We start from the raw sequence: 14,427 nt of genomic DNA on the forward strand, positions 1-14,427 counted from the left end.
ACCCCACTTTGGCTAAGAACTAGAAACAGTCTTATGTTCCCCGCAAAGCCAAAGTCTATGCATCATTTTTCTTATTGGCCTGTTTCATTAGTCTGGTCAGTAGTATCGGTGGTACCTTCATTCTGGGTCGTTTCACTTCCAGTACCATCATCCAGATTAAGTAGCAGACGAGATGAGGTCTTTTCATCCGTAATCACTTGTCCATTGACAGTAATCTCAGTAGCTGGTGAATAACCAGATTTAATATACATTCCTTCACTTCCAAGTACAAAGCTCATACGATCTCCTGCCGCTGTGTTACCAAATGAGAGCTTTTCACCTTTAGAGTTCTCACCTTTATACACCTCAAGCCAGCTTACCCCAGTAGCAGAAATCTCAACCTTCACTTCACTTCCAGCCGGAGCTGAAACCTTGAATTTTGTTGTTTTTCCTGCTTTCCCATCCGGTGTAACTGTAATGGATTGCGGGGAAGGCGTAGGTGTTGGTAATGGCGTTGGCTCTGCAGTAGGTTCAGTTGTTGCTTCTGTTCCTGCCGAAGAAGTTGGCGCCACAACTCCACCTCCTGAAGCCGGTGGAGATGTTTGAGCAGTCGTAGGATCCTGCTGTTCATTCGTCAGATTCGTCTGATCAATCTGATCAGGGTCCGGTTTGTTCAAACTAGATGCATAAATGTAAATCACAACAATAATTAATATTGGAAATGTCCACATTAGCACTGTTGGCAGCCATTTTGCATTCCGTTCGGTTTCAGGTCTACGGCTGCGTTTTTGAATGACCGTTTCCATGGCTGTGTCTTCGGGAGGGGCAGGTACATTCCCATGCTCCTCTAGCAGTTCGTCAGGACTCATCCCTACTGCCTCTGCGTACGTTTTGATAAACGCCCTAACATAAAAACTTCCTGGAAGCACCTTATAGTCTCCAGACTCGATGGCTTCCAAATACTTTTTGCGAATTTTCGTTACTTCCTGGACATCGTCAAGACTCATCCCTTTTTGCAGACGCGCCTCTTTCAATTGCCGGCCCAGTTCCGACATACCATCACCTCCTGTAAATTTCAATGAATATCATTGTTCATTCTTGTTCTATAAATCATCACTGTAGCTAGTCGTAAACGACTCGTACAATATTTCTTCATTTGGATTATTGCGAAGCTCGATAATAATATCAAAATCATCAAAGGTGTACTCAGATTCCCGCACAAAAATATCTGGATGCTCGATCACTTTCGTACTTGGCATACTCATAACATTTTGTAATAAATTATAATGCTTCTCATTAGAGCGGATCGTACTAACAATACCATCAATAATAAATACATTATGTGGGTTCATCTCATCTTCTGCTAATTGACTTCGAACCGTTTGACGTAAAAGTGTCGAGGAGACAAATGTCCAACGCTTCATCGCGCAGACACTGCCAGCAATGATTGATTCCGTCTTTCCTACACGGGGCATACCTCGAAGTCCTATTACCTGATTTCCATCTTTTTTAAACAGTTCCCCGAGAAAATCGACCAATAGACCAAGCTCATCCCGAGTAAAACGAAACGTCTTCCGATCATCTGAATCCCGTTCAATATATCGCCCATGGCGCACAGCCAGCTTGTCTACGAGTCTTGGAGACCGCAGAGCTGAAACTGTAATATTATCAACTTTCTTGAGCATTTCGCCCATCAGCATTATTTTGTCATCGTCATTGGTCTCCAGCAACATTCCTCGAGTCTTTCCTTCAACGCCATTAATCGTCAGAATGTTGACTTCTAGCATCCCTAACATTGAAGCGATATCACCAAGCAGACCGGGTCTGTTCTTGTGAATCTTGTATTCCATATACCATTGTTTATATTCCACTTGTACACCTCATAGATTCCTTTTCCCGCACTTTGATATACATCAAAAAAATGCCGTTCAGACAAAGCGATCTGAAACACGGGTCATGTTAATGATATATAAAATAAAAATGAAAGGCAAGGTCAGTCCTGTAATAATTGCAGAAAAGCTCCCACAAGGGGAGCTTTTCCGCAAGCTTAGGCGTGATTTTTCGCCAACTTGACCATGAGTTTAGCAATCGTCTGCTTTTCTTCATCGTTGCCGACGTCCCATAGCTCTTTGATTGCACGGTTTTGAGTGTTTGCTGGATCCACTTTTTCATCGAGGAATTCCCCAATTTCAAAAGCCAGCTTTGAGATTGTGTCTTCACTCATCCCAAGTTTCTCCGCCTGTACAACTCGTTTTCCCAGAAATTTCTTCCAGGTGTCAAAATTTTTGATTACGCTATCTTCTTGTGTCATCTTAAATCCTCCTTCATGTTTACGGTCAAACACCTGCATACAGGCTGTAAGCCGCCTTACGTGAGATTTAAAAACAACACTTATAATATGTCTTAGAAGCTAAGTTATTATGCTGGAGCTTTTCTCCAACTGAAGATCAGGTAATCCATCCACCATTTGGACTAATAATCTGACCAGTGATATACCCGGACTCAGGCAAAGCCAAAAAATAAATTAGTGAAGATATTTCATTAGGCGTAGCCAAACGCCCTACTGGAATCTCATCCTCCAGCATACGGACTTCATCCTCCTGTAAATTGGACAGCATGTTCGTATTAACCGCTCCTGGAGCTACCGCGTTAACCGTTACACCAGATGGAGCCAGTTCTTTAGCTAAAGCCTTTGTAAAGGCATTCACTCCACCTTTGCTAGCCGAATAAGCTACTTCGCAAGAAGCTCCAGTGATTCCCCATACGGAAGAAACGTTGATAATACGACCATAACGTTGCGACACCATGTACGGCATAAAGATCTGACTGCACATAAAGGTTCCCTTCAAGTTAATGGACATAATGTCATCCCATTCCTCTTCGGTCACATCAGCTAGCATTCCGTAATGCGATTTACCGGCATTATTGACGAGAATATCCGGCTGCATCCCATTACTCTCAAGCTTTTCAGCCATACGTACAATCTGACTACGATCCTTCATATCCGCGTTTACTGTCATTACCTTTGCGCCAAGGGCCATACAACGCCGAGCGACATCATTCGCAGCTTCATGTGAGTGTTTGTAATGAATAACTATATTCATCCCCACAGAAGCAAATCGTTCCGCAATGGCGCCGCCGATCCCTCCGCTTCCCCCTGTAATGAGCACTGTCATTTCCCCTAGTGGTTTGCTGCTCTCTCCCAAAACGCTCACCTAAGGACTCACCACCAATGAAACGGCAAGCTGTTCCCAGTTTACATGGGCTTGCAGACGCTCATTTACTTCTGCCAAAGTAATCGATTCATACATAGGCAGAACTTCAAACAGGTCACCACCACGGAACTGGTAGCGTGTAAATTCATGTGCGATACTTTCAGGGGAGTTCAGCATGCGCAAATAACCACCAATTTTCTTTTTCCGTGCCCGCTCGAAATCCTTCTCCGCAAAGCCAGACTTTAAGATTAGATCTACTTCTTCTTTAATTCGTTTTAAAAGCAAATCCGGATCCTTTGTATCCCCACCCATTGCAGAAAAAGCATACTGCGGAGAACTATTAAATTCATGTCCAAAGCTGTCCGAGATCAATTCCTCATCATAAAGCTTTTGATACAATGCTGTGCTACTACCTACCAACAAATCGAGCATTAGCTTCGTTATCAGGTCGCGTTTCAGAGAAGCTTCACCTGTTAGATCTTCTACTTTTTCCTTGAAACCAAACATGATTTTCGGCATCGAAACAGCAAGCTTGCTTTCTAGCCGTTTTGTAGCGACTTGTTCGGGTTCATCTTCAAAAATACGCTTGATTTCACCCTGCTTGCCGTAGGTTTTACCCTTTTGGTTAGCGCGAATCAAGGAAAATACTTTCTCCGGGTCCACACCCCCAACCACGAACAACAACATATTGCTAGGGTGATAAAAAGCGTTATAACATGTGTACAGCGTTTCTTTCGTGATCGTACTAATCGATTCTACCGTACCTGCAATGTCAATCCGAACCGGATGCTTCGAATACATCGCTTCAATAAGGCCAAAATACACGCGCCAGTCCGGATTATCAGCATACATATTGATTTCTTGACCAATAATTCCCTTTTCCTTTTCTACATTCTCATCTGTAAAATAAGGTCGCTGAACAAAATCAACGAGCGTACTAAGATTGGTCTCTATATTTTCTGTTGCTGAGAAAAGATAAACTGTCTGATCAAAGCTTGTAAAAGCATTGGCCGAGGCTCCATTTGAAGCAAAGGTAGCAAAAATATCGCCTTCTGGCTCTTCGAACATTTTGTGCTCTAAAAAGTGAGCTATACCATCAGGAACAGTGGTCTCTTCTCCACCTGCGACATGAAAATGATTGTCAACGGAACCGTATTTAGTTGCAAATGTAGCATAGGTCTTTTTGAAGGTTGGTTTCGGCAACACATATACCTGAAGTCCGTTTTCCATGACCTCATGATAAATGGTCTCTTGAAGTCTGTCGTAATGAATTTGTTCCATCGTTATTCCTCCTTTCCTGTCAAGAAATATATCGTATCCAGCTGAAAGGTTTCGGCGGCAGCTTTTACATCTTCAGCACCGATTTGTTCCACCTGCTCCAATAGCTGATCCGCTGTCCGTTCTTTTCCTGACAGCTGGCGGTTGAAGTCGTAAGAGATCATTTCAAAAGCAGAATCCGGAATCTCGGAAAGCTGATTGCGGATCATAGCTTTGGTCTGACTCAGTTCTAGATCACTGATATTGCCTGCTTTCATCTCTTCCAATTGCTTCTCTATAATGTCCACGGCTTTGCCGTAATTTTGCGTTTCGATACCTGATTGAATCGTTCCAATGCCCTTGTGGCCGTCATAACGAGACGAAGCATAATATGCAAGGCTTGCCTTCTCACGTACGTTAACGAAGAGTTTAGAGTGGGGATACCCTCCTAATATTCCGTTGTACATAAGTGCGGACGCGTAATTATCATCCTTATAAGTAATAGAGGTGCGTAGACCCAGGTTCAACTTGCCCTGACTGACATCCAGCTTCTCTTCTACAGTCCGCACCTCATTAACTGATACAGGTACGAACTTAGAGCTATATAAGCCCACCTCGGACTGAACCCGACCGAAATGACGCTGTACAAGCTTTTCTACTTCCTCAGCTGTAGTGTCACCCACTACATAGAGATCAAGGATGGCATCATCCAGCCAGGAATTATACGATTCATACAAACTTTTCGGAGTGATTTGATCCAGATCCGCTCTTTGCCCCAGAGGGTGAAGACGATATGGCTCGTTACGGCACATTTCCTCAATACAGCGCTCAGCAGCGTAACGTATCTTGTCATTTACGATGGACTCCAGCTTCTTGCGAACGGTTTCACGCTCCGTTGCAACATACGAAGGTCGGAAGCTGCCGTCTTCAACTAATGGACGAGTCAGTACTTCACCTAAGAAAGCGAAGGATTGTTCAAGTAAGCTCTCCTGGCTTTGCACAAAAGAGTCATTAATAGTATCCATGCGGAACTGAACGATTTGATAATCGCCTCTTTTATAAATATCAAACCCGAATCCAGCGCCATACAGTTCCTCCAAACGCTCGCGGAATTGTGTGGTCTCCGGATAAGTCGCGGTACCTCTGCGAAGCACGAATGGAGCTAGTGCAGTAGAGGTTACTGTATTCTCATCAAGTGGGATCCCAGCATAAAGTGAGATCGCGTAGGTCTTAAATGCCTTGGTTGGCATAACGTGAATGCGCAAGCCTCCTACGGTGCCATGCTGAAATACATTATTAGTCAAGTCCAAAACTCCTTTACGGCGTGGATAGTTGCTCTACATCATGTTTATGAATTATTAACCATTCTAAACCATTCCAAAGTAAGGAAGCAACCGGAAGCCTCTTCCCGGTTGCTCTCTGAATTCTCTATCCTTCTTTTTACATACAGAAAATATGCTGACCAATCGTCTTCACCTGAGGACGGGTCCAAATCCATTTAGAGGTCGCTGTTTTAGGGTTGAAGTAATACAAACATCCACCTGAAGGGTCCCAACCATTGAGTGCTTGCTGCACTGCTTTACGTGCTTGCTCATTGGGCTCCAAATAGATCTGACCATCGGCCACAGCTGTAAATGCTCCCGGTTGAAAAATAACGCCAGACGGCGTATTCGGGAAACTAGGTGAGTTCACACGGTTTAAAATGACCGCAGCAACAGCAACCTGACCTTCGAAAGGCTCACCTCTGGCTTCTCCATACACGGCATTAGCCATGATTTTCAGATCATTCTCCGATAAGCCCAAAGAATTACCTGAAGACAATCCTGGAGAATTCGTTTTATTGGACGTATTTGTTTTATTGCCAGTGTTATTCTGAGCTGTCTTATTTCCCGTTGCCGTAGAAGGCTCAGTCGGCTTCCAGTTCTTCGTGGCGTTATACAGCTTCAGCTTAGTTTTGGCACCTACAATGCCGTCAGACTTCATTCCGAATTTCCATTGAAACCAAGTTACTGCATTCTTCGTTTTTGGCCCAAAATGACTGTCTATTTTTCCGGCATAATAACCTAAGTGCTTTAATCTTCCCTGCAATTCATAGACATCCTGACCCGTGGACCCAAGTTTAATGGGTGTTGTACTGAAAGCCGGCAAGGCTTCTTCGTCAGGATTATTTAACTCGTGGACAAATGACGCAGCAGCACTTTGCTTGGTCTGAACAATGCCATTCCCCTTGAAAAACGTTCCTGCAAACGGCGCGGCAGCAAGTGCAAGAGTTAAAGCAGCAAATATCCACATCTTTTGTTTCTTCATAGGGTTCGCTCTACCTTTCTTTTGTAAGTTCTGCATGGATGGCTAAAGTTATTATGACGACTGTCAGCGCATCCTATGCATTACTAAAAAAGAAGAAATAGCTTTTCATTATAATTGAGAATAATTATCAACTATAATACGAAATAAGAAAAACATGAAGTTGATATGAATCCTGAATTTAAAGGACCACATTTTACTGTGGAACCACGCATTAATTGAAATTATAGATATACGTCATACTTTTCAACATTTTAGTGATATGAATTCACAATAGTCCAAGTAACAGGTTCGCACTTTTAGGGAATTCCTCCCTGAAAATAGTGGATATTCTCTGATAATGAATGGAATTAGGGAATTCCTCCCTAAAAACCAGGCCAATTCCTTTATTTCTTACCAAAATTAATAAATTATAGGGAGCTTTTCCCTAATTATAAGTCTGAGAACCAATAATCTCAGAATTTCAGGGAGAAATTCCCTAATTATTTTAATGAAGCTTCACTCGGAGCCTCATTCGTAGCTTCACTAAAGCCATTATTTGAAGTGTCATTTACACTTCTTCAATGAGTAAGGGGCCGTCCCCAAGTAGTACAAACTACTTGGGGACGGCCCCTTTTTACTGTCTATTTAAGGTTTAAACTGACTTGTTCAGCTTAAGAACTGATCTTGTTATGCTGATACTGCTCAAGTGATACAAGCACCTCACGCGGCTTGCTGCCCTCATAAGGCCCTATTACCCCACGAGCCTCCATAGAGTCAATCAAACGGGCTGCACGGGTGTAACCAACCCTCATCCGGCGCTGTAGTAGCGAGACTGAAGCCTGCTTCGCTTCAAGCACGATCGTTACGGCCTGCTCATATAACTCATCCTGTGGCTCCTGGTCTTCAGCGATTGTGTCATCAACCTCTGGAACAATTGACTCGTCATATTCTGCTTCACCTTGACTGCTGACATATTGAACGATCGTCTCAACCTCTTGATCGCTCATAAAGGCACCCTGCACACGAATCGGTTTAGAAGCCCCCATCGGTAAGAACAGCATGTCTCCTCGACCTAACAGCTTCTCCGCACCTGGCATATCCAGAATGGTACGTGAGTCTACATTGGAAGATACGCCGAAAGCGATACGAGATGGAATATTCGCCTTAATCAAACCTGTAATGACATCCACGGAAGGACGCTGAGTGGCGATAATTAGATGTATACCAGCTGCACGCGCCATCTGTGCAAGCCGACAGATAGCATCCTCTACATCGTTAGCGGCAACCATCATCAAATCCGCAAGCTCGTCCACAATAACAACGATATACGGAAGTATAGCAGCTGGGTTCTCAGCCATCAGCTTATTATAGCCTTCCATGTTGCGTGTACCTGATTTGGAGAAGAGTTCATACCTTTTCTCCATTTCCACAACAATCTTCTTTAAAGCTAAGCTCGCCCGCTTCGGATCAGTAACGACTGGAGCCAGAAGATGCGGAATCCCATTATAGACATTCAGCTCTACCATCTTCGGGTCCACCATCAGGAATTTGACTTCATCGGGTTTAGCTTTGTATAAAATACTCGTAATAATCCCGTTAATACAAACCGATTTACCAGAACCCGTTGCACCAGCCACCAATAAATGGGGCATCTTCGCTAAATTACCGATAATCGTCTGACCCGAAATATCACGTCCAAAAGCAATCGATAATCTGGATTCAGCTTCCTGAAAGATCTGTGTCTCCATAACTTCACGCATGGTCACAATAGACACTTCGGAATTCGGTACCTCTATCCCAATGGCTGATTTACCCGGAATTGGCGCCTCCATACGTATATCTTTGGCTGCAAGAGCAAGCGCAATGTCATCCGTCAGATTAACAATGCGGCTAACTTTGACACCGATATCCGGCTGAATCTCATACCGTGTAACCGCTGGACCTCTAACTACTTCGAGAACCTTTGCTCTAACACCGAAACTCTCTAGGGTAGCTTCTAGCTTACGGGCGGTCTGCATATAATCATTCTGATCTCCCGCTTTGCCGCTGTTGTTAGGTTTGGCTAGAAGTCGGAAAGATGGCAGCTTATAAGGTTTTGGTGGAGGTGGTGCCGGTGGAGCAGGAATAATCTGTCCATCAGGAGTAGCGCTTAACAATCCATCCAAGTCTATAGTCACATTCTCCTCAGGCTCATCTGAAGGCTGTTGACTAACTGGATTAACCCCGGCAACAGGAGCTTTGACGGTAACACCACGAGCTGCTGGAGAGAATTCACTCCATTCCTCCCGATCTTCCTCATTCAGCCCTTCTGAGCGGATATGCTCAAAGAAGTCGCGAATAATTGGAGTCACAGGTTCCATATCCATATCTGCATCATCAAAATCATGATGGATATCCTCAAGTGGAGTCACACGACTATCTACTGAAAGCCCAGAAATGATCGGACCGTGCGAAGCACTTGTTACAATTGGACCTTGATCATCATCCTCAGAATCGGCTTCCGCCTCTGAACGGGTGGAGCCTGTGAACCAACCGGATATTTTTTTCAATAGAACAGGTTGCTTACGATTAGGTAAATATCGATCGTCTTCTTCCTCTTCGTCATCTTCGTCATAGACAGGCTGCTTCACCGGCCGAGTCTTTGCGGGTGCGGCTGCTTTGGAAGGTCTAGTAGCTACTGGGACTGCCTTCGGACGGTTTGCCGCATGGAGACGAATCCCCTCCACAAACTTAACCGTACGAACTCGCAAAAGAGTAATAATCTCTACATAGGAGAGATTTGTAATTAACATAAAGCTGATGGCAAGCATAACGATCATGAGCAACTTAGCTCCCAGACTACCAAAGAGCCACAGCAGTGCAGCATACTCCAATCCGCCGATATATCCACCACTTATATCCTTACCCAGCATATAGACATTACTATTGTTAACACCGGGCGAAAGAGATCCCGAAAGATCATTATGTATTTGTGTCATCACGTTGCCAGGATGGAGCAAGGACAACGGGCCAAGCTTCTGCTCCATTGCAGAAATAGTGCTCATAAGGCACATGGATAGCAGAAGCATAAGCACGCCTGTATGTCGACTGTTCCAAGAAGAAGGCCATCTTCGATGGATCATAACCATAAGCCCATAAAAAATACCAATAAGCGGCAACACAAAATAAAATCTCCCTAATAAATAACCCGCCATACTTGAAAGTGACCGTCCTACCGCCGCTTCACCAGACAGAGCAATAACGGATATCGTTATTAGTAAAATTCCGTAAATTTCATATTTTAAAACGCTGCCGAGCAGCGCTTTTTTCTTTTTCTTTTTTCGTTTAGCCACGCCAGCCACCCCCGGAACAACATTATACCATATAATGGCGTGGCGTACCTATGTTCTCTTTTGTCAAAAAATGAATCTTTATGTTAACGTAATTATAGCTCCAGGAGAGAACGACGGATCTAAATATCGCTCCAAAGGACAATCCAGCAATCTTACTATGCGCGCGCGTCCTTCCTCCATCGGCTCAACCTGCATGAGCATCCCCTGAACGCTTACTTCTCGCGTTGTAGCGTAATTATTAAATGCCCCCTCCCACACCTGTTCCATCGACATTATCGTATAGAGTGTCATTGCGTAAGCCCTCCCGAAATCGCTGCTGTAGGCGCTGCAGAGAAATCTCCACCAATCATGCGATTAAGATGCGCTAAGGCAGCTCCGATCCCGCCCACCTCATCCATGAGACCATATTTAACAGCGTCCAACCCCCCAACGGCTGTTCCAATATCACGATTGAGCTCACCTGTCTTAAACATGAGGTCACGGAACTGTTCTTCAGAAATCCGAGAATGGGAAGTAACGAATTTCACTACACGCTCCTGCATTTTTTCCATGTATTCGAACGTCTGTGGCACTCCAATTACTAAGCCATTCATACGAATCGGATGTATCGTCATTGTTGCACTTTCCGCAATAATTGAATACGTAGAGGATACAGCGATCGGAACGCCAATACTATGGCCCCCTCCAATGACTACTGTTACCGTTGGTTTAGAGAGCGAAGAAATCATTTCGGCAATCGCTAGACCAGCTTCTACATCTCCACCAACAGTATTTAAAATAATAAGCAGACCTTTAATATTCTTATTCTGTTCAGCTGCCACCAGCTGGGGAATGATATGTTCGTATTTCGTCGTTTTGTTCTGAGGAGGCATTACAATATGGCCTTCAATCTGACCGATGATCGTTATGCAAAAGATATCCGGTTCACCCGTAGGAACCGCTGTTTGTCCAAGCTCTTTAAGTGCACCCATTGTAGTGGGCGGCATGTTTTCATTTGTACTTGGATTTCCCTCTTGTGGTATAACTTCCTCATTCTTTGCTCCATTTGATCCATTCATGTAGTTCATTTTCGCAGCTCTCCCTTTTCTTATGCAGCTCTGGTCTGCTATAGCCTTACTAACTTTCATTAGTATGACATTTCAGGGCCCCGCATTATGCAAACCTCTCCTCATGATGTGAATATAAACAATACAAAAACCCCTTTTCCCGTAGAAACCGTCCAATATTTCCGGGGAAAAGGGGCCAATGCCCAAGCTATATATTTATTTAAGGAGAATTCTCCTTACACTTCCATGATAATTGGCAAAATCATCGGTCTACGACGCGTTTGCTCGTATAAGAAACGACCGAGTGAATCTTTTACGCTTGTTTTAAGCGATGCCCACTCATTTACTTTCTCACTCATCAGGCGCTGCAGTGTACTGGAAACAATTCTGTTCGCTTCGTCAAGCAGTCCTTCGGACTCACGAACATAAACGAAACCACGAGAAATGATGTCAGGTCCGGAGACAATTGCACCATTCTGTTTGCTTAGTGTAACCACGACAACCAAAATACCATCTTGAGACAGCAACTTACGGTCACGCAATACAATATTACCTACATCACCTACACCCAGACCGTCAATCAATACGTTACCAGCCGTTACTTTACCAGCTTTACGAGCGGCACCGCCTTGAATTTCCACAATCTCACCGATTTCAGTGATGAAAATGTTCTGAGACTCTACGCCAACGGATTCTGCCAAAAGCGCATGTTTGCGTTGCATACGGTATTCACCGTGAATTGGAATGAAATATTTTGGTTTCATCAGGTTGAGCATAAGCTTAAGCTCTTCCTGGCTACCGTGACCGGATACGTGAACGCCAGAATTGGAACCGCTATAAATTACGTTAGCGCCAAGACGGAACAATTCATCAATGGTACGACCTACATATTTCTCGTTACCTGGTACCGGTGTTGCTGCAATAATAACAGTATCACCTGGCAAGATATCTACTTTACGATGACTGGAACGTGCCATACGGGTCAATGCGGACATTGGCTCGCCTTGGGATCCTGTGCAAAGAACAACGACACGGTTCGCTGCCATTCTGTTCATTTCTTCAGGCTCGATCAGCATACCGTCAGGTACGTTCAGATATCCAAGCTCAGAAGCGATGGATACAACGTTTACCATACTGCGGCCAATAACTGTAATCTTACGACCTGTGGATTCTGCTGCATTAACCACTTGTTGAATGCGGTGCACATTGGAAGCAAAAGTTGCTACAACGACACGTTGTTCAGCTTTGCGGAAAATGTCTTCCAGAACGATACCGACATTTTTCTCAGATGGGGTAAAGCCTGGTTTCTCAGCATTTGTACTATCCGACAAAAGAGCAAGCACGCCCTTCTGACCAATTTCAGCCATCCGATGCAGATTTGCAAATTGACCGTTGACTGGAGTGTGGTCAAATTTGAAATCTCCCGTATGAACTACGTTACCTTCCGGTGTTTCTATGCATACACCGACGGAATCAGGAATACTGTGATTGGTTCTGAAGAAAGTAACTTTGAGCGAGCTTCCCAGTTGAATTTCTGAATCTTCATTGATCAGAATTCGTTTGGTGTCACCCAACAAGTTTGCTTCCTTCAATTTGTTTTCTACAAGGCCTAATGTAAGTCTTGTTCCGTAAACCGGAACATTCAAATTCTTCAGGACATATGGGAGACCACCGATGTGATCCTCGTGTCCGTGGGTAAGTACAATTCCTCTTACCTTGTCACGGTTCTCTGTCAAATAAGATATATCAGGAATTACAATATCAATACCGAGCATATCTTCTTCCGGGAACTTAAGTCCCGAATCCACGACTACAATGTCAGCTCCATATTGAATGACATACATGTTTTTCCCGATTTCTCCGACTCCGCCCAATGCGAAAATCATCAATTTATCGTTGTTGTTTTTTTTGGACAAATGAATCTAACCCTCCTATGATGTTGGACGTCATACTTTTATTGGTAAATATTGAACTTCGATTATTTCAGCGGCGCTGAACACATTCTTCAAACAGCTGATAGCTTCCTTAATTAACAAGGATATTCCTGATATCTGTAAAATGCGCAATGCGAAAGCTCCCGATTCCGGGCAGTAAAGTTCATATTGAAGCGGACAAATGCCGTCAAAATTCACCGTCGCGCCCCTCGCGCGAAGACATTTCAATCATTTACACAGACTCATCTTGGGACCTATCCTGTCTCACAATGTATACCATTGACGGAAGATTACCGCATATTTAATTTTAACCGCACCCAGTCACTTAAGATCATTATACATGATTTTTTTGGCAAAAGACAAGTCACCCTATCTCGTATCCAAATTCTTTCCTTAAATGTGACCCATTATTTTAGCAAAATATAATAAATATAAAAACCGGCTCTCCACAGGAGAAGCCGGTTTAAAGACTAGAATATCATTGTTCAGCACTTAGTGAAATAGTGCCTCGATAAAGGCCGCCTCAGCTTCAGTAGGTGAAATAAGCGGCAATCTGACGCCTCCAACAGGCAGACCTTTCAGACTTAAAGCGTATTTGACAGCTGAAGGATTCGGTAACGGTTGTGGACATTCGAACAACCCCTTGAAAATAGGGAACAATTGCCGATGGATCTCTCCCGCTCGCTGAACATTTCCTGAGGTGTATGCATAGATCATTTCTGACATCTGTGCACCAACCACATGACTAGCTACACTGATAATTCCGTATCCTCCTACGGCTAGACTAGCTAAGCCCGCAGAATCATCACCAGTATATACACGGAAGTCATCGGAACACGCAGAAGCGATAAGTGTTACTTGATCGACAGATGCACATTCTTTTGTCGCAACAATATTCGATATTTCAGCAAGTCGAAGGGTTGTGTCCACGCTCATACTTACACCCGTGCGACCGGGAACATTATACAGCATGACTGGCAATGAAGTCTCCGTAGCAATCGCAGAAAAATGCTGATAGAGCCCTTCCTGATTAGGCTTATTGTAATAAGGAACGACCAAAAGTACGCCATCCACACCTATTTTCTCCGCTTCCTTCGTGAGGTGAATAGAGTGCTTCGTGTTATTACTGCCTGTTCCAGCAATAATTTTACAACGACCATTCGCCTTCTCTAGTACAAAAGAAAACAGCTGCAGTTTCTCCTCATCACTTAACGTTGGGGATTCCCCAGTTGTACCACAGACAACCAATGCCTCTGATTTCTGTTCCTCAATTAAATAATCGACAAGCTGTGAAGTTACATCCCAGTTGATTTCTCCATCCCCGTCAAAGGGGGTTACCATGGCTGTTATTAATCTTCCGAAATCCACTTTGAATTCC

At 43.9% G+C, this 14,427-nt stretch carries 12 protein-coding genes; all 12 read right to left on the reverse strand.

Going from position 1 to position 14,427, the window contains the following annotated elements:
- Window positions 1-71: 71 nt before the first annotated feature.
- Window positions 72-1,034 (reverse strand): helix-turn-helix domain-containing protein, encoded by a 963-nt coding sequence (locus tag PAENI_RS17090; RefSeq protein ID WP_076285441.1) that lies wholly within the window; start codon window positions 1,032-1,034, stop codon window positions 72-74.
- A gap of 48 nt (window positions 1,035-1,082) precedes the next feature.
- Window positions 1,083-1,850 carry a DUF3388 domain-containing protein gene (locus PAENI_RS17095; RefSeq protein ID WP_042128818.1) on the reverse strand — a complete coding sequence of 256 codons (768 nt, stop codon included), beginning with the start codon at window positions 1,848-1,850 and terminating at the stop codon, window positions 1,083-1,085.
- A gap of 176 nt (window positions 1,851-2,026) precedes the next feature.
- Window positions 2,027-2,290: a DUF3243 domain-containing protein gene (locus PAENI_RS17100; RefSeq protein ID WP_042189396.1), complete on the reverse strand. Its 264-nt coding sequence runs from the start codon at window positions 2,288-2,290 to the stop codon at window positions 2,027-2,029.
- 136 nt (window positions 2,291-2,426) lie between these two features.
- Window positions 2,427-3,155 carry an elongation factor P 5-aminopentanone reductase gene (ymfI, locus tag PAENI_RS17105; protein WP_042194125.1) on the reverse strand — a complete coding sequence of 243 codons (729 nt, stop codon included), beginning with the start codon at window positions 3,153-3,155 and terminating at the stop codon, window positions 2,427-2,429.
- 39 nt (window positions 3,156-3,194) lie between these two features.
- Window positions 3,195-4,475, reverse strand: coding sequence for an EF-P 5-aminopentanol modification-associated protein YfmH (gene yfmH, locus PAENI_RS17110; RefSeq protein WP_149646121.1), 1,281 nt, complete (start codon window positions 4,473-4,475; stop codon window positions 3,195-3,197).
- Between the two features lie 2 nt (window positions 4,476-4,477).
- Entirely contained in the window at window positions 4,478-5,755 is a 1,278-nt protein-coding gene (yfmF, locus tag PAENI_RS17115; RefSeq protein ID WP_042189400.1) for an EF-P 5-aminopentanol modification-associated protein YfmF, read from the reverse strand.
- A gap of 136 nt (window positions 5,756-5,891) precedes the next feature.
- Complete coding sequence (sleB, locus tag PAENI_RS17120; protein ID WP_149646122.1) at window positions 5,892-6,758, reverse strand: spore cortex-lytic enzyme; 867 nt, start codon at window positions 6,756-6,758, stop codon at window positions 5,892-5,894.
- Window positions 6,759-7,408: 650 nt separating this feature from the next.
- Window positions 7,409-10,069 carry an FtsK/SpoIIIE family DNA translocase gene (locus PAENI_RS17125; protein ID WP_149646123.1) on the reverse strand — a complete coding sequence of 887 codons (2,661 nt, stop codon included), beginning with the start codon at window positions 10,067-10,069 and terminating at the stop codon, window positions 7,409-7,411.
- A gap of 78 nt (window positions 10,070-10,147) precedes the next feature.
- Window positions 10,148-10,360, reverse strand: a complete 213-nt coding sequence (locus PAENI_RS17130) for a YlzJ-like family protein (protein ID WP_042128829.1) — start codon at window positions 10,358-10,360, stop codon at window positions 10,148-10,150.
- The gene (locus PAENI_RS17135; protein ID WP_179281594.1) at window positions 10,357-11,136 is read right to left on the reverse strand and encodes a ClpP family protease; all 780 of its coding nucleotides are present in this window, start codon (window positions 11,134-11,136) and stop codon (window positions 10,357-10,359) included. Before PAENI_RS17135 ends, PAENI_RS17130 begins: the two co-directional genes overlap by 4 nt.
- 215 nt (window positions 11,137-11,351) lie before the next feature.
- Entirely contained in the window at window positions 11,352-13,031 is a 1,680-nt protein-coding gene (locus PAENI_RS17140) for a ribonuclease J (protein ID WP_042189403.1), read from the reverse strand.
- Window positions 13,032-13,541: 510 nt separating this feature from the next.
- Entirely contained in the window at window positions 13,542-14,417 is an 876-nt protein-coding gene (gene dapA, locus PAENI_RS17145; protein ID WP_149646124.1) for a 4-hydroxy-tetrahydrodipicolinate synthase, read from the reverse strand.
- Window positions 14,418-14,427: the final 10 nt, after the last annotated feature.

The sequence above is a fragment of the Paenibacillus sp. B2(2019) genome, from assembly GCF_008370385.1.
Taxonomy (GTDB): Bacteria; Bacillota; Bacilli; order Paenibacillales; family Paenibacillaceae; genus Paenibacillus_AQ.

What these genes read in the sequence shown, in the direction of transcription:
- ymfI (WP_042194125.1), bottom strand. Translation starts at nt 3,155, where the DNA reads ATGACAGTGCTCATTACAGGGGGAAGCGGAGGGATCGGCGGCGCCATT.
- PAENI_RS17100 (WP_042189396.1), bottom strand. Translation starts at nt 2,290, where the DNA reads ATGACACAAGAAGATAGCGTAATCAAAAATTTTGACACCTGGAAGAAA.
- PAENI_RS17090 (WP_076285441.1), bottom strand. Translation starts at nt 1,034, where the DNA reads ATGTCGGAACTGGGCCGGCAATTGAAAGAGGCGCGTCTGCAAAAAGGG.
- PAENI_RS17135 (WP_179281594.1), bottom strand. Translation starts at nt 11,136, where the DNA reads ATGAACTACATGAATGGATCAAATGGAGCAAAGAATGAGGAAGTTATA.
- sleB (WP_149646122.1), bottom strand. Translation starts at nt 6,758, where the DNA reads ATGAAGAAACAAAAGATGTGGATATTTGCTGCTTTAACTCTTGCACTT.
- yfmH (WP_149646121.1), bottom strand. Translation starts at nt 4,475, where the DNA reads ATGGAACAAATTCATTACGACAGACTTCAAGAGACCATTTATCATGAG.
- PAENI_RS17130 (WP_042128829.1), bottom strand. Translation starts at nt 10,360, where the DNA reads ATGACACTCTATACGATAATGTCGATGGAACAGGTGTGGGAGGGGGCA.